General features: G+C 68.4%; 20 protein-coding genes, 1 tRNA gene and 1 pseudogene. 7 read left to right on the forward strand and 15 right to left on the reverse strand.

Features of this window, described 5'->3' with window-relative positions; translation table 11 throughout:
• Window positions 1-124 precede the first annotated feature (124 nt).
• Together FN829_RS05930 and FN829_RS05935 are read right to left on the reverse strand one after the other, a co-directional pair.
• Entirely contained in the window at window positions 125-406 is a 282-nt protein-coding gene (locus tag FN829_RS05930; protein ID WP_142986083.1) for a type II toxin-antitoxin system RelE family toxin, read from the reverse strand.
• Window positions 406-681, reverse strand: coding sequence for a ribbon-helix-helix domain-containing protein (locus FN829_RS05935; protein WP_142986084.1), 276 nt, complete (start codon window positions 679-681; stop codon window positions 406-408). Before FN829_RS05935 ends, FN829_RS05930 begins: the two co-directional genes overlap by 1 nt.
• Before the next feature lie 528 nt (window positions 682-1,209).
• On the opposite strand from FN829_RS05935, the gene FN829_RS05945 reads away from it, so the two are divergent.
• The 3 genes from FN829_RS05945 (at window position 1,210) to FN829_RS05955 (ending at window position 6,640) form a co-directional block, all read left to right on the forward strand.
• Window positions 1,210-2,739: an SLC13 family permease gene (locus FN829_RS05945; RefSeq protein WP_142986085.1), complete on the forward strand. Its 1,530-nt coding sequence runs from the start codon at window positions 1,210-1,212 to the stop codon at window positions 2,737-2,739.
• A 223-nt stretch (window positions 2,740-2,962) separates the two neighbouring features.
• Window positions 2,963-3,565, forward strand: a complete 603-nt coding sequence (locus FN829_RS05950) for a metal-dependent hydrolase (protein ID WP_142986086.1) — start codon at window positions 2,963-2,965, stop codon at window positions 3,563-3,565.
• 99 nt (window positions 3,566-3,664) lie between these two features.
• Complete coding sequence (locus FN829_RS05955; protein ID WP_142986087.1) at window positions 3,665-6,640, forward strand: hybrid sensor histidine kinase/response regulator; 2,976 nt, start codon at window positions 3,665-3,667, stop codon at window positions 6,638-6,640.
• Between the two features lie 39 nt (window positions 6,641-6,679).
• On the opposite strand, the gene FN829_RS05960 is transcribed toward FN829_RS05955, so the two are convergent.
• Together FN829_RS05960 and FN829_RS05965 are read right to left on the reverse strand one after the other, a co-directional pair.
• Window positions 6,680-7,027 (reverse strand): CGCGG family putative rSAM-modified RiPP protein, encoded by a 348-nt coding sequence (locus tag FN829_RS05960; protein WP_142986088.1) that lies wholly within the window; start codon window positions 7,025-7,027, stop codon window positions 6,680-6,682.
• An 86-nt stretch (window positions 7,028-7,113) separates the two neighbouring features.
• A complete protein-coding gene (locus FN829_RS05965) occupies window positions 7,114-7,533 on the reverse strand; it encodes a universal stress protein (RefSeq protein ID WP_142986089.1) in 420 nt (139 codons plus the stop codon).
• Between the two features lie 114 nt (window positions 7,534-7,647).
• On the opposite strand from FN829_RS05965, the gene hjc reads away from it, so the two are divergent.
• Complete coding sequence (gene hjc / locus FN829_RS05970) at window positions 7,648-8,169, forward strand: Holliday junction resolvase Hjc (protein WP_142986090.1); 522 nt, start codon at window positions 7,648-7,650, stop codon at window positions 8,167-8,169.
• 18 nt (window positions 8,170-8,187) lie between these two features.
• On the opposite strand, the gene FN829_RS05975 is transcribed toward hjc, so the two are convergent.
• Window positions 8,188-8,910: an SWIM zinc finger family protein gene (locus tag FN829_RS05975; RefSeq protein WP_246066458.1), complete on the reverse strand. Its 723-nt coding sequence runs from the start codon at window positions 8,908-8,910 to the stop codon at window positions 8,188-8,190.
• A gap of 151 nt (window positions 8,911-9,061) precedes the next feature.
• Here FN829_RS05975 and FN829_RS05980 point away from each other — a divergent pair, with 151 nt between their 5' ends.
• Window positions 9,062-9,277 carry a DUF7472 family protein gene (locus tag FN829_RS05980; protein ID WP_142986091.1) on the forward strand — a complete coding sequence of 72 codons (216 nt, stop codon included), beginning with the start codon at window positions 9,062-9,064 and terminating at the stop codon, window positions 9,275-9,277.
• A 220-nt stretch (window positions 9,278-9,497) separates the two neighbouring features.
• Here the strand turns inward: FN829_RS05980 and FN829_RS05985 are convergent.
• From FN829_RS05985 to FN829_RS06020, 8 genes and pseudogenes are all read right to left on the reverse strand, one after another.
• Window positions 9,498-10,598: pseudogene (locus FN829_RS05985) on the reverse strand (DNA primase); the annotation flags it as partial.
• An 87-nt stretch (window positions 10,599-10,685) separates the two neighbouring features.
• Window positions 10,686-11,483, reverse strand: a complete 798-nt coding sequence (locus FN829_RS05990) for an ABC transporter permease (protein ID WP_142986092.1) — start codon at window positions 11,481-11,483, stop codon at window positions 10,686-10,688.
• Complete coding sequence (locus tag FN829_RS05995; RefSeq protein WP_142986093.1) at window positions 11,480-12,535, reverse strand: ABC transporter ATP-binding protein; 1,056 nt, start codon at window positions 12,533-12,535, stop codon at window positions 11,480-11,482. The genes FN829_RS05990 and FN829_RS05995 overlap by 4 nt, the downstream gene beginning before the upstream one ends.
• Window positions 12,536-12,604: 69 nt before the next feature.
• Entirely contained in the window at window positions 12,605-13,264 is a 660-nt protein-coding gene (locus FN829_RS06000) for an HVO_2922 family protein (RefSeq protein ID WP_142986094.1), read from the reverse strand.
• Between the two features lie 106 nt (window positions 13,265-13,370).
• On the reverse strand, window positions 13,371-14,003 hold the full coding sequence (locus FN829_RS06005; protein WP_142986095.1) for a protein sorting system archaetidylserine decarboxylase: 633 nt from the start codon (window positions 14,001-14,003) through the stop codon (window positions 13,371-13,373).
• A complete protein-coding gene (locus FN829_RS06010; RefSeq protein WP_142986096.1) occupies window positions 14,000-15,061 on the reverse strand; it encodes an AAA family ATPase in 1,062 nt (353 codons plus the stop codon). The genes FN829_RS06005 and FN829_RS06010 overlap by 4 nt, the downstream gene beginning before the upstream one ends.
• 93 nt (window positions 15,062-15,154) lie before the next feature.
• A complete protein-coding gene (locus FN829_RS06015; protein ID WP_142986097.1) occupies window positions 15,155-15,574 on the reverse strand; it encodes an SHOCT domain-containing protein in 420 nt (139 codons plus the stop codon).
• Between the two features lie 66 nt (window positions 15,575-15,640).
• Entirely contained in the window at window positions 15,641-16,120 is a 480-nt protein-coding gene (locus tag FN829_RS06020; RefSeq protein WP_142986098.1) for a DUF192 domain-containing protein, read from the reverse strand.
• A gap of 60 nt (window positions 16,121-16,180) precedes the next feature.
• On the opposite strand from FN829_RS06020, the gene FN829_RS06025 reads away from it, so the two are divergent.
• Window positions 16,181-16,254 (forward strand) — tRNA-Val (locus FN829_RS06025).
• 574 nt (window positions 16,255-16,828) lie between these two features.
• Here the strand turns inward: FN829_RS06025 and metX are convergent.
• Both metX and FN829_RS06035 read right to left on the reverse strand, forming a co-directional pair.
• On the reverse strand, window positions 16,829-18,118 hold the full coding sequence (metX, locus tag FN829_RS06030) for a homoserine O-acetyltransferase MetX (RefSeq protein WP_142986099.1): 1,290 nt from the start codon (window positions 18,116-18,118) through the stop codon (window positions 16,829-16,831).
• Window positions 18,119-18,120: 2 nt separating this feature from the next.
• Window positions 18,121-19,419: an O-acetylhomoserine aminocarboxypropyltransferase/cysteine synthase family protein gene (locus tag FN829_RS06035; RefSeq protein WP_142986100.1), complete on the reverse strand. Its 1,299-nt coding sequence runs from the start codon at window positions 19,417-19,419 to the stop codon at window positions 18,121-18,123.
• A gap of 133 nt (window positions 19,420-19,552) precedes the next feature.
• On the opposite strand from FN829_RS06035, the gene FN829_RS06040 reads away from it, so the two are divergent.
• A complete protein-coding gene (locus FN829_RS06040; RefSeq protein ID WP_142986101.1) occupies window positions 19,553-21,754 on the forward strand; it encodes a beta-glucosidase family protein in 2,202 nt (733 codons plus the stop codon).
• Window positions 21,755-21,797 lie beyond the last annotated feature (43 nt).

Below are 21,797 nucleotides of genomic sequence, written 5' to 3' on the forward strand. Positions count from 1 at the left end.
ATCATCCGTGTCGGACACCGCTGACGCGGTGTCCTTGTCCTCTTCGACTCCACAGCAGCAGCTCAGCAGTATCAACAATCTCCTACAGAAGAGCGTAGCAAGAAATACAGATCGCACACGGAATTCAATCGTCGCCTCTGTACGCGTTTCCACCCCGTTTTCTGATCGCGACCACATAGAGTATTCGTTGTTCGCGATCGGCACGGCATCCGAGCCGGAACTGTCCAACCCGAAGCTTCTGATGTGGAGCCCCCGCAAGCGGTTCGAGGTGATCCGTTGGCTCCCGCCATTGATCGGTGACGACTTCATCGAGTTTAGAAATGACTCGGTCGCGAGCGTGCTCGTCAAGTGCGTCGAGTTGTCGCTTCGACCGATCAGTGAGCTCCCAGTCCCACTCCTCGCTCATCAGTCACTCGCATCTTCACGCCCATACTCCGCTTTGATCTCCTCGCTAGAGTGTGTTCGACCTTCCTGAATGTCGACCTCGCTCGCAGCGATCGCCTTGAGATCCGCACGGTTGAATTCGGGATGTTTCACCGCGTCACGAAGTACGTCGCGAACGAACTCGCTACGGCTGTTGTACCCGAGGTCTTCCCACGTTGCGTCGACGTCGGCGAGAAACGTCTCGGTCATTCGAATGTTGACCGTCGTTTTCTCGGGCGGCGAACTGTCTTCGGACATACTGCTGTGTTGAAATTGTGTAGCAATACCCGTTACGGCAAATCAAATATTGTCGAGATACCCCCGTCGCTGTTCCATCCTTTCACGCTGGCTTCGGCGGTCGTAGTGTTCGTCGAGAACACCCAGTGTCACGTTCGCGCGGTCACTGACAACCTCTCTCGGAACATCGTTGTTCAACTGGTTAGTGATCCCACCACGCCGGAGAGCGTGCGGGCTCACGCTCGAGGGACAGTCGAATACAGCGGTATACTCCATTGCCTCGCAATCATTCGACGTTGACATCCTCCCCTCCCTGAACAGTAGTTGCCGAATCAATTCTCTGTGTGATTAATTCATATTAATTGAATTAAAATTAATATAGGTGGCTACCCCCATATGAATGCGTATATAACTGAATCCACCAGTATCCGGAATATCTACCAGAATCCACGCGATCTGTTGGGAGTCAGCAACACTCAACTCGAGGTTCGGCAACTACTGTGAACGGCGGGGTTTTTGCCTTGAAACTTCCATACCCCAGCCTCAGAGATGATCACTCACAGTCGCGTCTCGGAGTTCGTCACCCGACAGCAGGTCGGACTGGGTCTGGGGCCGGCGCTGTTCGTCGGGGTTCTCCTGGTTTCTCCGTTTGCCATCCCTCCGTCCGCAAACGCAGCGCTCGCAAGCACCCTCTGGATCGCGGCTTGGTGGATAACCGAGGCGATCCCGATCCCGGCGACGAGCCTCCTTCCGGTCGTTCTCTTCCCGCTAACCGGCGTGATCGACACCGCGGGAGCGACGGCACCGTACGCAGACCCCGTCGTGTTTCTCCTCCTAGGTGGGTTCCTCCTCGCATTGGGGATCGAACGCTGGGGCCTCCACAGGAGGATCGCCCTCACCGTCGTGAGCCACGTCGGCGTTCGAGCCGACCGGCTCCTGCTCGGGTTCATGCTGGCAACCGCCTTCCTCTCGATGTGGATCTCGAACTCGGCGACGGCGATGCTGATGGTGCCGATCGGGACCGCGGTCATCGTCTCGATCGGGACCGCGGAGGAGTCCGATCGGGCGCCGGTGGAGGGAGACGAGGGGAACGAACTCGTCGCGGGAGTCGACTCGGATCCGGACGACCGTCCCGCGACTGGCTTCGGAGTCGCACTGATGCTCGGGATCGCGTATAGTGCGTCGATCGGCGGTGTCACAACTCTGGTCGGGAGCCCGCCGAACGCCGTCTTCGCGGGCGTGGCAGCATCCCGTCTTGACGTACAGATCGGGTTCCTCGACTGGATCGTGTTCGTGGGGCCACTCTCTATCGTGTTCCTGTTCGTCACGTGGGTAGTGCTGGTGAAACTCCTTCGACCGGAGATCCCACGCGATCGAGGGGCCGAGACGGTCATTCGGGCACAACGTGAGGAGCTCGGAAGGACCTCTCGTGGCGAGCGGCGGGTGTTGGTCGTGTTCACGCTCGTCGCAGCGGGATGGCTCCTCCGGCCGTTCGTCCTTCAGCCACTGTTTCCGGCGGTAACGGACGCGGTCGTTGCTATCGTGGGAGGAGTGCTCCTGTTCGTCGTTCCGGTGGACTACGAAACCCGAGAGTTCCTGCTCGACTGGCGTGATGTAGCACGGTTGCCATGGGGCGTGCTCCTGCTCCTCGGAGCCGGGTTCTCGCTGGCGAACGGGTTTCGAGAGAGCGGACTGGACACCGTCATCGCGGAGGGTTTGGCCGGTATTTCGGGGGTTCCAGTGGTCGTGCTCATCCTCGTGATCGCCACGGTCGTGGTGTTTCTGACGGAAGTCACCTCGAACACGGCGACCGCGACGGTCTTCATGCCGATCATGATCAGCCTCGGGGTGACCCTCGGCGAATCGCCGCTCGTGTTGATGGCGACCGCCGCCCTCGCGGCCTCGATGGCGTTCATGCTCCCGGTGGCGACGCCCCCGAACGCGGTCGTCTTCGGCAGCGGCTACGTAACGGTTCCCCAGATGTCGCGTATCGGGTTGTGGCTGAATCTACTCGGTATCGTTGCGATCGTCGTTCTCACGTACCTGTGGCTACCGATCGCCTTCGCGATCGGAGGGTAGAGGTGGCATCGAACGGGAGATCGGCCTCTTCCTCCTCCGCGAGGGCTTCACGCGGACATCGACGAACCGCGTGACCGGACGGACTGACGGGGAATCGCGTGACCGGACGGACTGACGTGGATACCTGACGCGGGTCCGTGACACGTACCGTGTGTATCGCTTACATTCCTCCAGCGAGTATAAACCTCGGCGCCGCGTACGCGTACTCCATCCCGACGAATCCATGATGCTTCCGACACACGCGATGGTGGGCTTGGCGCTCGCGGCCCCGCTCGTCTCCATCGCTCCCGAGATCGCTCCCGCGGCGCTCGTCGGCGCACTCGCCGGGAGCGTCGCGCCCGACCTCGACCTGTATTCGGGCCACCGCCGCACGCTTCACTACCCCACCGTGTACACCCTCCTCGCGGCCCCGGCGGTCGTCGCCGCGGCGGTCGTGACCCTCCCGGCGACGGTCGCGATCGCCGCCTTCCTGCTCGGCGCGACGGTCCACTGCCGGATGGACCGCTACGGCGGCGGCCTCGAACTGCGTCCCTGGGAGGGCACCTCCGAGCGCGCGGTGTACGACCACGTCCGCGGTCGCTGGCGGCGACCGAAACGCTGGATCCGGTACGACGGCTCGCCGGGGGACCTGACGCTTCTCGCCGGGCTGTCGCTCCCGCTCCTCGTCGTCCTCGACGGATCGTTCCGGATCGTGGCGGTCGCGGCGCTCGCCGTCGGCGTCGCCTACGTCGCGTTACGCCGGCGACTCGCCTCCCTCGCTCCGGTGGTATTCGGCTACGCGCCGGAGGCGCTGTCACGGTACGTCCCGAACCGGTATCGACGGTAGCCCCGTCGGCTCGCGATCCCCTCCCGAATCGCGACTCACTCCGTCTCGCGACGGCCGTCACAAACACTTTTCACTGCGTGTTGGTAGGTTCTCACGTATATGAGCGGGACCCTCGAGACGATCCGCGTCCTTCACGTCGACGACGATCCGGGTCTCGCCGAGATGGTCGCGACGTTCCTCGAACGCGAGGACGACCGCATCGAGGTCCGGACCGAACACGACGCCGAGGCGGGACTGCGTGCGTTGGCGGACGCCGAGGTCGACTGCGTGGTCTCCGATTACGACATGCCCGGCCTGGACGGGATCGACTTCCTGCGGGCCGTCCGCGATGACCACCCGGACCTGCCGTTCGTCCTCTTTACCGGGAAGGGGAGCGAGGAGGTCGCGAGTGAGGCGATATCCGCGGGCGTCACCGATTACCTCCAGAAGCGCGGCGGCACCGAACAGTACGCCCTCCTCGCAAACCGGATCCGCAACGCGGCCGACGCCGACCGGGCTCGGAAGCTGTTGGCGGAGCGGACCCGTCGTCTGGAGACGCTCATCGAGAACCTGCCCGGGATGATCTACCGGTGTCGAAACGACCCGAAGTGGCCGATGGAGACCGTCGAGGGAGAAGTCGAGTCGCTCACCGGGTACGCCGCCGATGAACTGGAGCGAAACGAGGTGGTGTGGGGCGAGGAGGTGATCCACCCGGACGACCGCGAGAACGCCTGGTCCGTCGTCCAGGAGGCGATCGAGACGGACGGCACCTTCGAGGTGACCTACCGGATCCATACGAGGGCCGGCGAGACGAAGTGGCTCTGGGAGCGCGGACGCGCCGTCCACGACGACGACGGTGGCCTCGAGGTGCTCGAGGGATTCATCACCGACATCACGGATCGGAGAGAGCGCGAACGGCGACTCGAGCGGACCACGACCCGGCTCGAGGCGCTCTTCGAGAACTCCCCGGACATGATCGACGTTCACGACGTCGAGGGAACGCTCCTCGACGCGAACCCCCGGCTGTGTGCGGAGACCGGCTACGACGAGTCGGAGCTCGTCGGAACCAAAGTCTGGGAGCTCGACCACCACCTCGGTCCCGACGAGGCTCGCGACATCTGGCGGGAGATGGACGTCGACGACCGGGTGGAGATCGAAACCGAGTTCGAACGCCGCGACGGGTCGACGTTCCCCGTCAGGGTTCACCTCAGGCGATTCGACATCGACGGCGAGAAGCGATTCCTCGTCAGCAGCCGAAACGTCGCCGATCGAAAGCGTCGAGAGCGGAAACTCGAGGAGCTGCGGGAGCGGACGCGGCGACTCAACTACACCCGGACGGTCGAGGAGACGACGCGGCTGGCGACGGAGGCGGCCGACGAGATCATCGGCGCGTCCCTGACCGGCGTTCACCTCCTGAACGAGGACGGGACGCGACTCGAGCTGTCGGCGTTCGCGGAGGGCGTCCCGGAGCTGTTCGACGAGCTACCGGGGTACGACCGCTCGACCGAGCCGGGAACGCGGGCGCACCTCGTCTGGGAGGCGTTCCGCGAGTCGGAGTCCGTCCACCTGAACGACGTCTCCGCCTCGTCCCGACTCACCGAGGAGACGCCGGCCGAGAGCGTCGTGCTCCACCCGATCGGAGACCACGGCGTCTTCGTCATCTCGTCGGCCGAGCCCAACCGCTTCACCGAGACCGACGTGCTCCTCGTCGAGATCCTTGCGAACTACCTCGAGGCGGCGCTCGACCGCGTCGCTCGCGAGGAGACGCTCCGCACGCGCGAGAAACGACTCGAACTGCTCCACGACGCCACGCGGGAGCTGATCCGCGCCGAGTCACGAACGGAGATCGCCGATCGCGTGATCGACGCCGTCGAGGATATCCTCGGCTTCTCGGTCGCCGTGGTCCGTCTCTACGAATCGGAGGAGAACGGGCTCGTCCCCGTGGCCTCCTCCGAGGCCGTCAGCGACGTCGTCCCGGAACGTGAGGTGTACACATCCGACTCCGGCAGCCTCAACTGGGCGGCCTACGAGGCCGGCGAGGTCCGCGTGTACGACGACATCGAGGCCGAGGGGGACGCACTCGATCAGGGAACCGGCCTTCGGAGTCTGATGCTCCTTCCGATGGGCGAACACGGGACCCTCTCGATCGGCGAATTGACTCCGAACGCCTTCGACTCGACGGACGAGTTCCTCGCGCGGATCCTCTCGACGGCGGCCGAGACCGCGCTGGACGAGCGCGAGCGCGAGCGCGAACTCCGACGCAGCCGCGACGAACTGAAACGGCAGAACGAGCGGCTCGAGGAGTTCGCCGACGTGGTGAGCCACGACCTCCGGAATCCGCTCACCGTCGCCGAGGGCCGGCTCCGACTCGTCGAGGACGAGTGCGACAGCGAGCACCTCGCGGACGTGGCCCGCGCGCACGATCGCATGAACGACCTGATCGGCGACCTCCTCACGTTGGCTCGCGAGGGCGAAGAACTCGGCGAGCTCGAGATCGTCGACCTCGCCGACCTCATCGAGGGCTGTTGGGTCCACGTCGAGCGACCGCCCGGCGCGCGGCTCCGCGTCGACGTCGACCGAACGGTTCGAGCGGATCGGACCCGACTCCAGCAGCTCTTCGAGAATCTCCTTCGGAACAGCGTCGAGCACGGCTCGACTGGCAGCCGGATTCCTCCGGAATCCGGCGACAGCGTGGAACACGGTCGTTCGAGAGACGGCGACGCCGTCTCTCGTGATGACGAAAACTCCTCCTCGGAGTTTTCGAACCATTCCACGAGCAGTCGGCCACGGGCCGACGACAGCGTCGAACACGGTTCGACTGACAGCCGGGCTCCTGTGGAGCCCGGCGACGGCGTGACTATCACGGTCGGCGAGATCGCGGACGGGTTCTACGTCGAGGACGACGGCGTCGGCATCCCGCGAGACGCGCGCGAGGACGTGTTCGGTCCGGGATACTCGACCGACGAGGACGGCACCGGCTTCGGGCTCAGTATCGTCAAACGAGTCGTCGAGGCGCACGGCTGGGAGGTCCGGATCGCCGACGGAACCGATGGCGGCGCGCGTTTCGAGGTCACCGGCGTCGAGTTCGAGGAGTGACGACGAACGAGATGGCCCGTGCCGATGACTGACGCGAGATCACGGCTCGACTCGGTAGACGTATCCTCCGCAGCCACACTGATCGACGACCTCCGCGGTCGCTTCGGGGAACCGCTCACGGAGGCGTTCGCCCAGATACGGCTCGGGATTCCCGTGTTCGGGGTGCGTGACGAGGTTCACGTGGTGGGCCGGGTCGGTCCGCTCGACCGCGAGCAGCGCGTGTTCGACGAGCGACTCCCTGTCGTCGGCGTATCGGTCGAGTTCGAGGTTCGCCGACCACGAACCCGCGTGCTCCTCCGTGAGGAACGCGGGAAGGTCGTCGTGGTCGGCGGTGGCGTCGTGGTCGGCAGTGGCGTCGGAGTCGACGACGGTGTCGATTTCACTCATATCGCACAGTCGTCGCCGCCGGACCCTGTCTCACCGGGCGAACATGTTCGTGGAAGATCCGATCGCGGCGGAGCTTCCGGTGTCCGTCATCGAACCACCGTCACCGACACCGGTGATCCCCGGAAAACCGTCTGTGCGACGTTACCGACGAGCAACCGGTCGATCAGCGACCCGTCGTGGGTTCCAACGATCACCGTATCGAACTCCTCGGCCCGTTCGACGATCCGCTTGCCGGGCTGACCCACTGCGACCTCGACGTCGACCGTCGCGTCGTACTCGGTCGCGATCTCTCCCACCCGCTCGATCAGTTCCTCCGACCGATCGTGTGCCTTCTCCTCGGAGTCCTCTGCGAGCGCGATCTCCGTCGCTTCGCCCATCATCGAGGACGGTTCCCCCACCACGTGAAGGACCACGACCTCCGCGTTCTCGTGGACCTCGAGCGCGTACCGGAGCGCCCGCTCGGCGACTTCGGACCCATCCATCGCGACGAGAACACGCGTTATCATGACTCACCGTACGCGACGTGACGGGATAAATCCCGACACGGATCCCGAAGGGCCGCCGACGACCCGCCGACCTTTTAGCCTCCTCTCGAGTACCGATCGACGTGACTCACCGGGGTGAACGTGACCGTGTCGGCGAACCGTAAGGGCGATCGCCGCGAGCGTGAGCTCGTCAACGAGTTGGACGAGGCGGGATTCGCCGTGATGCGTGCGCCGGCCAGCGGCTCGGCGACGGAGCGGGAGCTGCCGGACGTGCTCGCGGGCGACGGCGAGACCTTCTACGCGATCGAGGCGAAGTCCAGCGCGGGCGACCCGATCTACCTCTCCGGCGAGGAGGTGGAGGCGCTGCTCTTCTTCGCGCGGAACTTCGGTGCGAAGGCTCGTATCGCGGTTCGGTTCGACCGCGAGGACTGGTACTTCTTCCACCCGGGCGACCTGTACACCACCGACGCCGGGTCCTATCGCGTGAAAAAGGAGACGGCGCTCGCGGAGGGGACCGACTTCCCCGAGTTCGTCGGCGAGACGGAGAAGGTGACCCTCGAGGAGGTCGCGACCGACCCCGACGAGGAGCGCCGGGAGGTCCTCGAGGCCGTCCGGGACGGCCACATGCCGGTCGAGGACGCGCTCGACGTGCTGTAGAACCGATTCCCGCTCGATTCACTCCTCGCGGCCGATGTCCACCGACACCAGCCGCGAGGCCGGGAACCCGTACCGCCTGGCGTCGTCGATCCCGTGGGCGGGCCCGAGCGACTCCGCGTAGACCGCCTCGACGACGGGTTCGTGCGCCCCGTAGGCCGCGTTGGTCGGGTACGCGTCGATCGACCGCTCTTCGTCGGTTCGGTACTCGTCGGCGCGCCGCTCCGTGACGCGAGTGACGACGAGCAGCTTCCCCGTCTCGCGGTCGTACACGGCGTCGCCGCGGTCGAACCCGTGTCGCTCACAGAGCCGCGGTCCGGACGCCGCGAACGGGACGAACGTCTCGACTCCACAGACCGCACAGACGCCGACCCGCTGATCCGGCGCGGGGAGTCGCCCCTCCGTCACTTCGATGGCGACCCGCCTGAGGTGTTTACACCGCTCTCCGCGGATCTCGTGGTCCGGGCAGCTACAGGTGCCCGAATCGAGCGCGATGACGTAGGTCCCGCCCTCCGTCTCGACGACGTACCGGCGATCCCGAAGCGGCCGCACCGTCATCGGCTCGCGTTTCGCCCGCTCGGACCGGCCGTTCTCCCGGCTCGAATCACCGTTACCGTCCGTGTCGGCGTCCCTGTCGTCCTCGGCGTCGTCACTGGAGTCGTCATCGTGATTCCCGTCGTCCTCCTCGTTGCCGGCGGCACCGTCGATCGCGAACGACACCGGCGGGATCCGTCTGTGAGTCATGACGTTCCCCGGGATCGCCCCGGTTCGTCCCGACCTACGGGCGGGTTCAGCTTAACCTGTCGGCTGCGGTGAGCCCTCGGCGACCGCCCTCCCCAGACGCTTCCGGGCGGTTCATCGAAGTCCTTTTTTAGTGCCGACGGGAACCGGGGGCATGGAAATCGATGCGGAGCTGCGTCGACAGATCACCGTCTCGCTCCTGGCCGCGATGGTGTTCATCGCCGGGCTGGTCGCCATCGGCGTCACGTTCGACGGCTCCTCGCTCCCCGAGTCCGGCGCGATCGCGCTGGTCGGGCTTCTCACCGGATTCGTGTTGCTGATGGCGCTCGTCGGCGCGTACCTCATCCGGGCCGGCAACGGCGAGGCGTAGCCGTTCGCCCACCTCACTTCTCGACGGGCTCTCCCTCTCCGATAGCCGCTTCGTCATCGGCGCGTGCCTCGTCGGTCCGCTCGTCCTCCGTCTTCTCGTCCAGTCTCCTCTCGTCCGGATCCTTCTCGTCCAGTCTCCTCTCGTCCGGATCCTTCTCGTCCAGTCTCCTCTCGTCCGGATCCTTCTCGTCCGATCTCCTCTCATCCGGATCCCTCTCACCGTGTTTCTCCCGCCAGTCGACGATATCGTCGGCGTCGGCGTCGTTCACCCGCGTCTCGTAGTACGAGAGGGGATCGGCGGCGACGCGCATGTGGTCGTCCTCGTTGTGGCAGATCCCGTAGTTCGAGAGCGTCTCGCACGTCGGCGGTGGGTACTGCGTCCCGCGGTCGTCCGCGAGGTACTCCGTCTGATAGCGGATCCCTTCGGCGTCGAGGCTCGTGTCCGCACAGAAGGCCACCACCTCGTCGGGCGACATCCCGATCCCGACGAGAAACGCCATCAGCGCGAAGCTCTCCGGGCCCGACAGCTCGACGCCGCGTTCGGCCTTCCCGATCAGGTTCTCCATACACGGCGGGAACAGCTCGGGCGCGACGACGTCGATCGGCCCCGTGTAGGTGCGCTCTTTGAGCAGCCGCTTCAGCTCCGTCACGCGCGATTCCAGCTCCGCCGCGATCCCCTCGCCGGCCTCCAGCTCGAACGGGAGTCCCTCGCGGACCCGCGCCTCGATCGCGGACCCGAGCGCCTCCAACAGCTCCTCGCGCGAGACCCGCACCGCGCCGTCCGCGAGCGCCCGGTTGACGAGCCGCCAGGAGTCCCCCCACGACGGCGAACTCAGCCGGAGGTACGGGCCGACCGCGATCCGGTAGTGGCTCGGGTCGCGGCTCCCACGAACGGGCTCGGCGCGGACGGCCTTCGTCAGGTCGAATTCGGCGAGCACGTCGTCGAGGTCGACGGTCGGCGTCGGCGTCGATCTGAGCCCGTCGTCGCGCTCGAGGTCGGCACGGAGGCGATCGAGCGCGGTCGAGGCCTCCGCGGCCGCGTACTTCTCGATGGCGGGCTCGGAGTCGAGAAGCGAGACGAGGATCCGCGCGATGGGGTACGAGAGCAGCTCCGCGCGCGCATCGACGTCGACTGCCGAGCCGCCGAACGCGCCGGCCTCGGGCTCGATCGTGCCCTCGAGTAACCCTCGCTCGACGCGCTCGCGGGCCCGATCGACCGCCGGAGCGTCGGCGGCGACGAGCTCCGGAAGCGACGCCGACGCCCCGGCGACGGCGTCGCGGGCCCCCTCGAAGAACGGGTACTTGGCGTGGAGCGCGTCCATGTCCGGCCCGAGGTAGAGAGTCGCGGCGAATAAGCGGTGCGGTCCGGGATGCGGGGCGCGCGGCGGGACATCGGATCGCCGCCCGACTCAATCCGTCAGCCCGTAGCCGCGCTTGAATAACAGCACGTCGAGGCCGACGGCGGCGACGGTCATGCCCGCGAGCACGCCGAGCGAGAGCCGCGGGTCGACCTCGGCGACGCCGAGGAAGCCGTAGCGCACGCCGTTGACCATGTACACCATCGGATTGAGAAGCGAGATGTCGCGCAACAGCGGCGTGAGGTCCTCGAGCGAGTAGAACACCGCGCCGAAGAAGACCAGCGGTCGGAGGATGAACTGGTTCATCACGGTGAGGTCGTCGAAGTCGCTGGCGGCGAGCCCGCCGATCACGCCGAGGCTGGCGAAGAGCAGCGTGATGACGAGCAGGAACGCGAGCAGATACAGCGGATCCTCGACGGGAACGGGTCGGAACAGCGCGGTGACGATCGCCCACCCGATCGCGGCGATGAGCCCGCCGACGAGGACCCCGCGGGTCGCGGCCGCGAGGACGTACGCGCCGACCATCCCGGCGTACGACAGCGGCGAGGTGAGCACCTCGTGGATGTACTCGTTCCATCTCCCGTGGAAGATGGAGAAGGAGGCGTTCTCGAAGCTGTTCGACACCGCACCGAGCACCACGAGCCCCGGCAGGATGAAGAGGATGTACGGCACGCCGGTGATCGTCCCGACCCGCTCGCCGAGGATGACGCCGAACACCGAGAAGTACAACACGTTGGTGATGAAGGGCGGCGCGAACGTGTTGCTCGGCCGCCGGAGGAACCGCAGTACCTCCCGCTTGGTGAGCGTGAGGAAGCCGGTGAGATCGATGCTCCCGGCGTCGCCGCTCATCGGGACCCCTCCCGGCCGCCGGTCGCGGCCGTCTCGAGCGGCGCGTCGTCGTCGCGGTCGTTCCCACCCTCATCGTCGACGTCGCCGTCGACGCCGTCCCCGTCCGGGCGACCGTCCCCCTCCTCATGGCGAGTCATGTCCACGAACACCTCCTCGAGGGAGGTGCGTTTGATCTCCATGTCGAGGATCTCGTGGCCGGCGCGGTCGAGCTCGCGGACGAGGTCGGGCGCGACCAGCCCGCCCTGTCGGGCAGTGACGACGAGTCGATCCTCCTCGAGGCTCACGTCCTCGATCCGGTCGTCGCCGGGGAGGAGATCGGAGAGCGCGTCCGTGGACGCCGGCGGCTCCCGGAGCGCGATGACGACCCGGTCCGTGCCGCGGTCCATCAGCTCCTCCGGGGAGGCGACGGTGACGACCCGCCCCCGGTCGAGGATGGCGACCTCGTCGCAGAGCCGCTCCGCCTCCTCGATGTAGTGGGTGGTGAGGAGCACGGTCGTGCCCTCCTCGTTGAGTTCCGTCACGAGGTCCCAGAGGTCGCGGCGCAGCTGGACGTCGACGCCCGCGGAGGGCTCGTCGAGGATCAACAGGTCGGGGTCGGTGACGAGCGCCCGCGCCAGCATGAACCGGCGTTTCATCCCGCCGGAGAGCCAGTCGAATCGGGTGTCGCGCTTGTCGTAGATCCCGACCTGCTTGAGCGCGCGCTCGGCGCGCTCGGCGGCCACGTCGCGCGGGACGCCGTGGTACCCCGCCTTGTGCTCTAACACCTCGTGAATCGGGAAGAACCGGTCGACGTTGAACTCCTGTGGGGCGAGCCCGATCCGGTCGCGCGCCTCCCGGTAGTCCGCCTCCACGTCGTGGCCGAAGACGCGCGCGTCGCCGCCGGAGGCGCGCACGAGCCCGACCAATACGTTGATGAACGTCGTCTTCCCCGCGCCGTTGGGGCCGAGCAGGCCGAAGAACGAGCCCTCGGGCACCGTCAGCGACACCCCTTTCAGGGCGTCGAGGTCCCCGTAGCTCTTCCGGAGGTTCTCGACCTCCAGTGCGTTCGTCATGGGAGGAGAGTGGCCGGCCGGCGGGTTAAACGACTCCGTTCGGCCCCGTTGAAGCCCGCCCGTCTCCCTCTACTCGTCGACCTCCTCGACGGCCGCGCCCGGCGCGTTCTCCTTCACGCTCCGGAGCCCGCCGACCGCGTTCCGCTTGGAGGCGTACCCCTGCCCGCCGTCGGCGATCACGTTGCCGTTGTCGTGGACGAGCCGCCAGCGCCGCTTGCCCCCCTGGTCCTCGAACACCTCGAAGGTCGCGTTGCTGCCGCCCTCCTCGGGCGGTTCCTCCTCGTTCTTCAGGTCGACGACGTGCGCGCCCGGCGCGTTCCGTTTCACGGACTCGATGCCGTTCTCGGCGTCACGCCTGTCGGAATATCCCTCGCCGCCGTCGGCGATGATGTTGCCGTTGTCGTGGACGAGCCGCCAGCGCCAGTCGTCGGCGGCGTCACCGTACACCTCGAACGTCGCCTTGCTCGCGGCGGCGTCGAGGTCGACGTCGCCCTCCTCCTCGATCCACTCTACGTCGAGTTCGAGACTGACCCTGTCGCCCTCGCGTTCGATCTCGACCTCCAGGTCGGGCTCGGCCGGCGGGTCGACGGTGATCGTTCCGGCGTCGGCGACGGGAACCGGCTCGCCGCGACCGAGCGCCTTCGCGATCCGGCGGAAGTAGGTGGCGAGTGCCTGTCGACTGCGCGACCGTTCGGACTCGTGGACCGTCTCCTCCGTCTCGTCGGGCATACACGGTCCCGTCTCCGCGAGCACACAAAACGCTATGGCCGAGACGGGGTCGACGCGGTTCATCGACGGGTCGAGCCGGACGCGGCTCGGGTCCGCCTCTCCGGCCTCACTCCCGCTCCGCGATGATCGTCTCGCCCGCGCGGACCGAATCGCCCTCGCGCACGAGGAGGTCCTCGCGGGCGACGTCGGCCGGCAACACCACGTCGGCGCGAGAGCCGAACGAGACGTGGCCGACGCGGTCGCCCCGCTCGACGCGGTCGCCGGACTCGACCGCGGGATGGATCCGGCGGGCGAACCAGCCGGCGATGACGAGCAGTTCGTACTCACCGAAGTCGATCGCGACCTGCTCGTTGCGCTCGGACTCCTTGTCGAACGCCGGGCGGTTCGCGCCGGGTCGATGCCGGACTTCTCGTACGTTCCCGGCGACCGGCGCGCGGTTCACGTGGACGTCGGCCGCGCTCATGTACACCCCGACGCGGAGCCGCGTCCCCTCCTCGCGCACGACGCTCACGGTGCCGTCGGCGGGCGAGACGACCGCCCGCTCCGGATCCGGCGGGGTTCGCTCGGGGTCGCGGTGGAACCAGAGGACGCCGAGCGCGAGCGCGGCCAGGCCGAGGCCGACCGGCGGGAGGAAGGGACCGACGACGGCCGCGGCGAGCGCGGGGACGAGCGCCAGCCGCCAGGCGTCGTCGACCACCTCGAACGGGAGCACGCGGGCGAGCGGCGGGTTCCGGCTCACGGTTCGGCCCCCGCGGGGTCTGGTTCGTGGAACGCGGCGTGGAGGTCCGTTCGGCCGGCCGCCCACGCCGCGAGCAGGTGTGTGAGGTGGAGCCGATCGTCGAGCCCCTCGGTCAGCGCGAGGTCGGCCTCGCCGGCGAGCGTGTGGAGCCGTGCGAGGTCGTCACCGCCGTACGCGGAGCCCGCCCGCGCGACCCGCAGCGTCTCGCGGAGCAGCCCCGGACCGTCGTATCCGCCCTCGTCGAGGAGGTCGTCGAGGGTCCCTCTGGCGTCCTTCAGGTCTCCCTCGCGGGCGGCCGCGAGCGCCTCGCGGATCGCGTCGTCCTCGCCCACCTCGCCGAGCGTCTCGTAGGCGGTCGTCATGGTGATCTCCCCGCCCTCGACGGCGGTCGTCTGCGCCGCGAGGATCGCGCGTCTGAGGTCGCCGCCGGCCGCGCTTGCGACGAACTCCAGGCCGTCGGCGTCGTACTCCACGTCCTCGCGGTCGCAGATCGTCTCGAGCACGTCGATGGTCTCGTCGGTCGTCGGCGCGCGCAGCCGGATCGGGAAACACCGCGACCGGATCGGCGCGATGAGCTTCGAGGGCTGGCGGGTGGCGATCACGAACTGGGTCGTTCGGTGGTGTTTCTCCATCACCCGTCGGAGCGCCTGCTGGAAGTCCTCGCGGATGGACTCGGCGTTGTCCAGCAACACCGTCTTGTACTCGCCGGACATCGGCGCGTAGGAGGCCGACTCGGTGAGGACGCGGTTTATCATGTCGCGTTTCGCCATCCGACTTCTCCCCTGGAGGAATCCCTCGAACCGGGGATCGGTCCGGATCTCCTTTTTCGTCCGGCCGAAGAAGTCCGCGACGTTGATCTCGATCAGGTCGCTCTCGGGGTCGGCGTGCGACTCCCGCGCCAGCGCCCGCGTCGCGGCCGTCTTCCCGGCTCCCGGGGGCCCCTGAACGACGAGGTTCATCGGCTCGTCGACCGCCCGGCGGAGCCGGTCGCGGGCGTCAGTCTGCCGGATCTCGTCGAGGTCCGGCGCGTGCGTGTCGATCCACAGCGGTCCGTCCATTACCCTCCCGTCCGGGCCGCGCGCTCAAGAAACGGTCGATCCGGCGGGTCGGGTCGTCCGAGGCGGTCGCTCCGTCGAGGTCATCCATCCGAGTCACTCACGCACGCGCTCGAGTTCGCGCTCGACGGTCCCGCGGATCCGGGCGGCCACGTCGCGGTCGCGCTCCGCGACCTCCGCGTCCTCGGTCTCGAGCAGACGATCCAACCTCCGCTCGAACTCCGCCTCGTCGATCTCGCCGCGTGCGTAGCGCTCGCGCAACGCGTCGAGCGCGGGGTCGTTTCCGGAACCTCGATCGCCGTCACCGCCCTCGTCGTCCGCGGACGGGAGCGGCTTCGCGAGGGTGTGGAGCACGGGGAGGACGACGAACAGACCGAGGAACCAGACGAGCGGCAGCGTCCACCAGAGGTTCGTGAGGATCGGCGCGAGCACGCCCGCGCCGACGACGCAGAGCGCGAACACCCGCCGCCAGCGGTACCGGAGGTTCCAGGCGGCGCGTCGGAGGGGACCGGCCATACGCGGTCGCACGCGAGGGAGGCGTGAAAGGGTTTCGTCGGGGCATCCGCGAACTCGCTTCGGCAGTCAGGACAGATCGAACTCGAGTCGATCCCCCGGCTCGATCCCGTTTTTCGCGCTCCACCCTCTCGGGACCTCGAGGACGTACTTCCCCGTCCCCTCGTAGGTCGTGAGCGGGCGCGATTCGGGTTCCGCCTCGCGAACCTCCGTGATCTCGCCGTCCTCCGCGACGAACACGATGTCGATGGCGAAGGCCATGTCGCGCATCACGTAGCCGTGCTCGCCGGACTCGGAATGGACGAACAACATCCCCTCGGCGTCGGCGAGTTCGTCCGTCGTCGAAAGCCCGACGTAGCGTTTCATCGGGCCGTCGGCGATCCGGGCCTCGACGGTCGTGAGCGTCTCGCCCGTCTCGGCGTCGACCGCCTCGACCGCGGTCGTGTCGTAGCTCGGGATCAGGACCGTCGGGGCGGTGGCGACCACGAGCGCGGCGAGGACGAAGACGACGATGGCGGCGGTGGTCAGCGCGGGAAAACGACGGTTCACGGCCGGGGTTCGCGGTCGAGACAGAAACCGTTTTCCGCTCGCGGCGGCTGGTTTCGACGAGGGCTCGTGGTCTAGCTGGTTATGACGCGGCCTTTACAAGGCTGAGGTCGGCGGTTCGAACCCGCCCGAGCCCATTTCTGGGACGAACGAAGTGAGTCACAGAAATGTATGTGAGGCGGGTCCGAACCAGAGAGCGGGAGGTGAGCGAGCATCACGAGCGAACGGGAGCGACCGTGGTTCGAACCCGCCCGAGATCGCTCTCTTAGATCCGATCGTTTCGAGTAGGGTCCGGCCGTTTGAGGCGGATCGTTGCTGGTGCGGTGAACACCTCCAAAGCCCCAGCCGGGAGGACTCGATGCGCTCGCTGCGCTCCTCAGTCACTCACTTCGTTCGCTCCCTGCGGTGTCGCCGGCGGCTCCGCCGCCGGCTTCCCGTGGCGCGTCGCGCCACGCTGCTTACGTCGCGCGTCTTCGTCCTTCCGAGAGACTTCGTCTCTCGACTTCCCGCTCGCTCACGCTCGCGGGAATCGCGACTGCCCCTTTGAGTCCCACCCCGTTCCGCACAGCACCGCACCTCACACCTCCCCAGCCTCGTCGCTCCCTTCGGTCGCGACGTCCCTCGCGGTCGGGTTCGCGCCCTCCGGGCGCTCACCGGCGCGCCACCGCAACCGCGGGTTTTCGTTCCTCCGTATCCGACTCTCCCTCCGATTCACCCGCCGAACAGGCTGGAGTGGACGGGGGCGTGGTCCGGGTCGCGGTCGGATTCCGATTCCTCGTCGTCGCCGCCTCGGTCGTCGACGGCGCGGCCCTCCACCCCGTCCGCGAGGAAATCGCGCAGCGGCGGGCCGACGTGTTCCGGTTCGACGAGGAACGCGTCGTGGCCGTGGTCGGAGTCGATCACGTGGTGGGCGACGGGGACGTCGCGCTCGCGGAAGGCGGTCGCGACCGACTCGGCCTGCTCGACGGTGAAGTGCCAGTCGCCGGTGAAGCTCAGTAGAAGCGCCTCGCCCTCGAAGGCCGCGAGCGCGTCGGCGTCGGAGCCGTAGCCGGCCGCGAGGTCGTACTCGTCCATCGCGCGCGTGAGGTAGAGGTAGCTGTTGGCGTCGAACCGCTCCGCGAACCCCTCCGCCTGGTAGTCGAGGTACGACTCCACCTCGCGGTACGGGAAGAAGGCGGCCGCGGGGTCGGCCTCGAGCCCGAGGTCGCCCTCCTCGCGGCTCAGCGAGTCGCGGCCCGCCGAGCGCCGGCCGAACTTCCGCTCCATCGACGCCTTCGAGAGGTACATCACGTGGCCGATCTGGCGGGCCATCGCCAGCCCGGTGGCGGGCGACTCGCGACCCTCGCCGTAGTAGTCGCCGCCGTTCCAGTTCGGGTCCGAGCGGATCGCCCGGCGCGCGATGGCGTCGAGCCCGAGACACTGCGCGTCGAGTCGGGCCGCGGCCGCGATGGGGACGACCAGATCCACGTCGTCGGGGTAGCGCTTCGCCCACTCGAGGACGTTCATCCCGCCGACGCTGCCGCCGACGACCGCCCGGAGCCGGCCGACGCCGAGGTGGTCGAGCAGCCGGCGCTGTGCGCGCGCCCAGTCCTCGACTTGAACCGGCGGGAACGCCGTCCCCCAGCGGTCGTGGTCGGGCTCCTCGCCGGGCACCTCGAGGTCCGCCGGCCGCTCGCTGGCCGGCCCCGACGTGCCGTAACAGGAGCCGGGGACGTTCGCGCAGACGACGTAGTACTCGGTCGTGTCTATCGCCTTCCCCGGGCCGACCACGTCGTCCCACCACGCCCGGGCCTGGCCGGCCTGCCCGGCGTCGGCGTCGCGATCGGGCGTCCGTGCGACGTTCTGGCTGCCCGTGAGCGCGTGGCACACGAGGACGACGTTGTCGCCGTCGAACTCGCCGTACGTCTCGTAGCCGACCCGCAGGTCCGGGATCTCCCGACCGCACTCGAAGGTGAACTCCCCGAGCGCCGCGACGCCGGCGTCGGTGGGTGTCGCCGCCACGTTCACGCCTCCGTCGACGTCGGTGTCGACGTCGCGGCCCCCAGTGCGCCGTCGAGGTCGGCGATCACGTCCGCGGGCTCCTCGATGCCGACCGAGAGCCGGACCATGTCCGCCGGGACGCCCGCCGCCTCCCGGGCCTCCTCGTCGAGCTGTGCGTGCGTCGTCGAGGCGGGGTGGATGATCAGCGTCTTCGCGTCGCCGATGTTCGCGAGGAAGCTCGCGAGGTCGACGGATTCACAGAGCGTCTTCGCGGCCCCGTAGCCGCCCGCGACGCCGAAGGTTATCATGCCGCCGTAGTCGGCGAGGTACTCGCTCGCGTCGCCGTGGGTCGGGTGGTCGTCGAATCCCGGGTACGTCACCCAATCGACGCGGTCGTCGCCGCGGAGGTACTCGGCGACCCGTCGGGCGTTCTCGCAGTGACGCTCCATCCGCAGCGGGAGCGTTCCCACGCCTTGAAGCGTCTGCCAGGCGTCGAACGGGGACTGCTGGCTCCCGGTGGGACGGACCGCTCGCTGGCGGACGACGTTCGCGAAGGCGGCATCGCCGAACCGCTCGACGAAGTCGATCGGGAACGCCGGCGACTGCCCGGAGAGCTCCTCGTACTCCGCGTCCGGGTGGTCCCACGGGAAGGTGCCGCCGTCGACGACGATCCCCCCGACGGTGGTGCCGTTGCCGGTGATCCACTTCGTCGTCGACTCCCAGACGACGTCCGCGCCGTGTTCGATCGGTCGGCAGAGCGCGGGCGTCGCGAACGTGTTGTCGACGACGAGCGGGACCGCGCAGTCGTGGGCGACGTCGGCGAGCCGCTCGAAGTCGGGCGTGACGAGGGAGGGGTTCGAGAGCGTCTCTACGTGGACGAAGGCGGTGTCGTCGTCGATCGCCTCGGCGTACCCCTCGTAGTCGGTGGTGCCGACGAGGCGGGTCTCGATCCCGCGGCGGTTCGCGACGGTGGTGAGGTGCGTCGCGGTGCCGCCGTACATCTCCTCGCTGGCGACGACGTTGTCGCCCGCGCTCGCGAGCACCGTGGCGATCGCGTCGAACGCGCCCATTCCGGAAGCGGTCGCGACCGCTCCTGACCCGCCCTCCAAGTCGGCGAGACGGTTCTCGAGGGCGCGAACGGTCGGATTCGAGACGCGGGAGTAGACGTCGCCGTCGGCCCGGAGCGCGTACAGGTCCGCCGCCGCGTCGGCGTCCGCGAACGCGTACGAGGTCGTCTGATGGATCGGCGTCGCACGAGCCCCGGTCGCCGGGTCGGCGGTCGACCCGGCGTGGAGACTCCGGGTGTCGAACCCACGTGTCATGTGTGTTGCGCATATATCCGCAAACATCTATAACTGTCAGTTACGGCAAGCCCTGCCGGACTCGCCGCGAGCGGCGGGCCGTGTCGCCCGCCGCCGACCGAACGTCTTTGCGCCCGGCGGCCGAGGGTTCACCATGACCGAGGACGCGGCGGTCCGCAGGCTGGTGGAGGCGCTCACGCTCGAGGAGGCGGCCCGACTCGTCTCCGGGACGACCGACCCGACCGGGCGCGCGACCGGCTACCTCGCGGGCGTCGATCGGCTCGAGGTCCCTCCGTTGTGCCTGGTCGACGGGCCGCTCGGCGTCCGGATCCCGGGCGAGTCGGCGACCGCCTTTCCCGCCCCGATAGCGCTGGCCGCGACGTTCGACGCCGAGTTGGCCCGCGAACACGGAGTCGCGCTCGGCCGCGAGACCCGCGCCGCCGGAGCCGACGCCCTGCTCGCGCCGGGAACGAACCTGATCCGGGTCCCGCAGGGCGGACGGAACTTCGAGTACTTCGCGGAGGATCCCGTCCTGTCGGCCGCGACCGCCGCGAGCGTCGTCGAGGGGATCGAGTCCGCGGACGTGATCGCGACGCCGAAACACTACGTCGCGAACTCCCAGGAGACGAACCGCGCGACGGTCAGCGCAGAAGTCGACGAGCGCGCGCTCCGCGAGCTGTACCTCCCGTCGTTCCGTGCCGCGGTCGCGGCCGGCGCCGGCTCGGTGATGTCGGCGTACAACCGCGTGAACGGGACCCGGATGAGCGACCACCGCCGACTGCTGACGGACGTGTTGAAAGACGAGTGGGGGTTCGACGGCTACGTCGTCTCCGACTGGTACGGCACCGAGGGCGCGGTCGACGCCGCGGCCGCCGGCCTCGACGTCGAGATGCCGGGCGTCCCGATGACGAGCGAAGGAGAAGAATCCGGTAACGGCGACGATGAGGCCGACGACCCGATCCCGCCGGAGATCGCACGCGGAATGCCCGACCAGGAGACGTGCGAACCGTTCGACGAGGCACTCCCCGCCGCAGTCCGGGACGGGTCGCTTCCGCGCGAGCGGCTCGACGACATGGCGGCGCGCGTCCTCCGGACGATGGACCGGGCCGGAGTGCTGGACGGCGACCGGTCGGAGCCCGACGTCGACACGGACGCCAACCGTCGAACGGCGGTCGAGGTTGCGACGCGAGGGTCGGTTCTCCTGAAGAACGACGACGCGCTTCCGCTCTCGACCGACGCCGACGTCGCGCTCGTCGGTCCCGCGGTCGACGAGGCGGTCCTCGGCGGTGGCGGCTCCTCCGAGACGACTCCCGAGACGAGCACCACGCCGCGAGAAGGCCTCGTGGCTCGCGCGGACGGGAACGTGACCGTCGCTCCCGGCCACCCGCCGGTCGAAGGGATCTCGATGTTCGACTTCCTGGGCGACGGGGAGGGCTCCGCCGGGCCGGTCGACACGGACGATACGACCGACCCCGTCGACACGGGCGATACGACCGACCCCGTCGACGCGGCCGACGAGGGCTCGGCCGTCGACGTCGATGCGGCGATCGCGGCCGCCGAGGCCGCAGACGTCGCCGTCGTCGTCGTCCGCGACACCACCACGGAGGCCCTCGACCGGGACGGGTTGGGACTCCCCGGTCGCCAGGACGAACTGATCGAGGCGGTCGCCGCGGCCGCCGATCGGACCGTCGTCGCGATCGCCGCGAGCGGCCCGGTCGAGCTTCCGTGGCGCGACGCCGTCGACGCGGTCCTCTTCAACTGGTACCCCGGACAGGTCCACGGCGACGCGCTCGCGGCGCTGCTGTACGGGGACGTCGATCCGGGAGGCCGGCTGCCGGTCACGTTCGCGCCGGCGTCCGCGTACCCGACGGCCGACCGTCGGCGCTTCCCCGGGGTCGACGGGCGCGTCAGCCACGACGAAGGCGTCTTCGTCGGCTACCGTTGGTTCGACGCCCGTGACCTCGAGCCGACCTACCCGTTCGGGCACGGCCGATCGTACGCGGAGTTCGAGTACCGCGACGCCGCCCTCGACGTCGCCACCGGCGGCGACGCGGGAGGCGCCGCAGTCACCGTCACCGTCGAGAACGTCGCCGACCGCGACGGCCGGGAGGTGGTCCAGACGTACGTCCGCCCGCCGCGGGTCGCGGGCGTCGAGCGCCCGGTCCGCGAGTTCGCCGGAGCCGAGAGCGTCGCCGTCGCCGCCGGCGAGACCGAAACGGTCACGATCCGCCTCGACGAGCTCGCGTTCTCCCGGTACGACCCCGAGGAGGGGTGGACCGTCGACCCCGGCGAGTACGTCGTCGAAGTCGGTCGATCCTCACGGGACGCCCGGATCGAGCTGACCGTGGAACGGTGAGCCCCGGGAGACGGACCGGGCTCGTGCGCTGACCCGCCGCGCG

The organism is Halorubrum cibi, from assembly GCF_900182635.1.
GTDB lineage: Archaea > Halobacteriota > Halobacteria > Halobacteriales > Haloferacaceae > Halorubrum > Halorubrum cibi.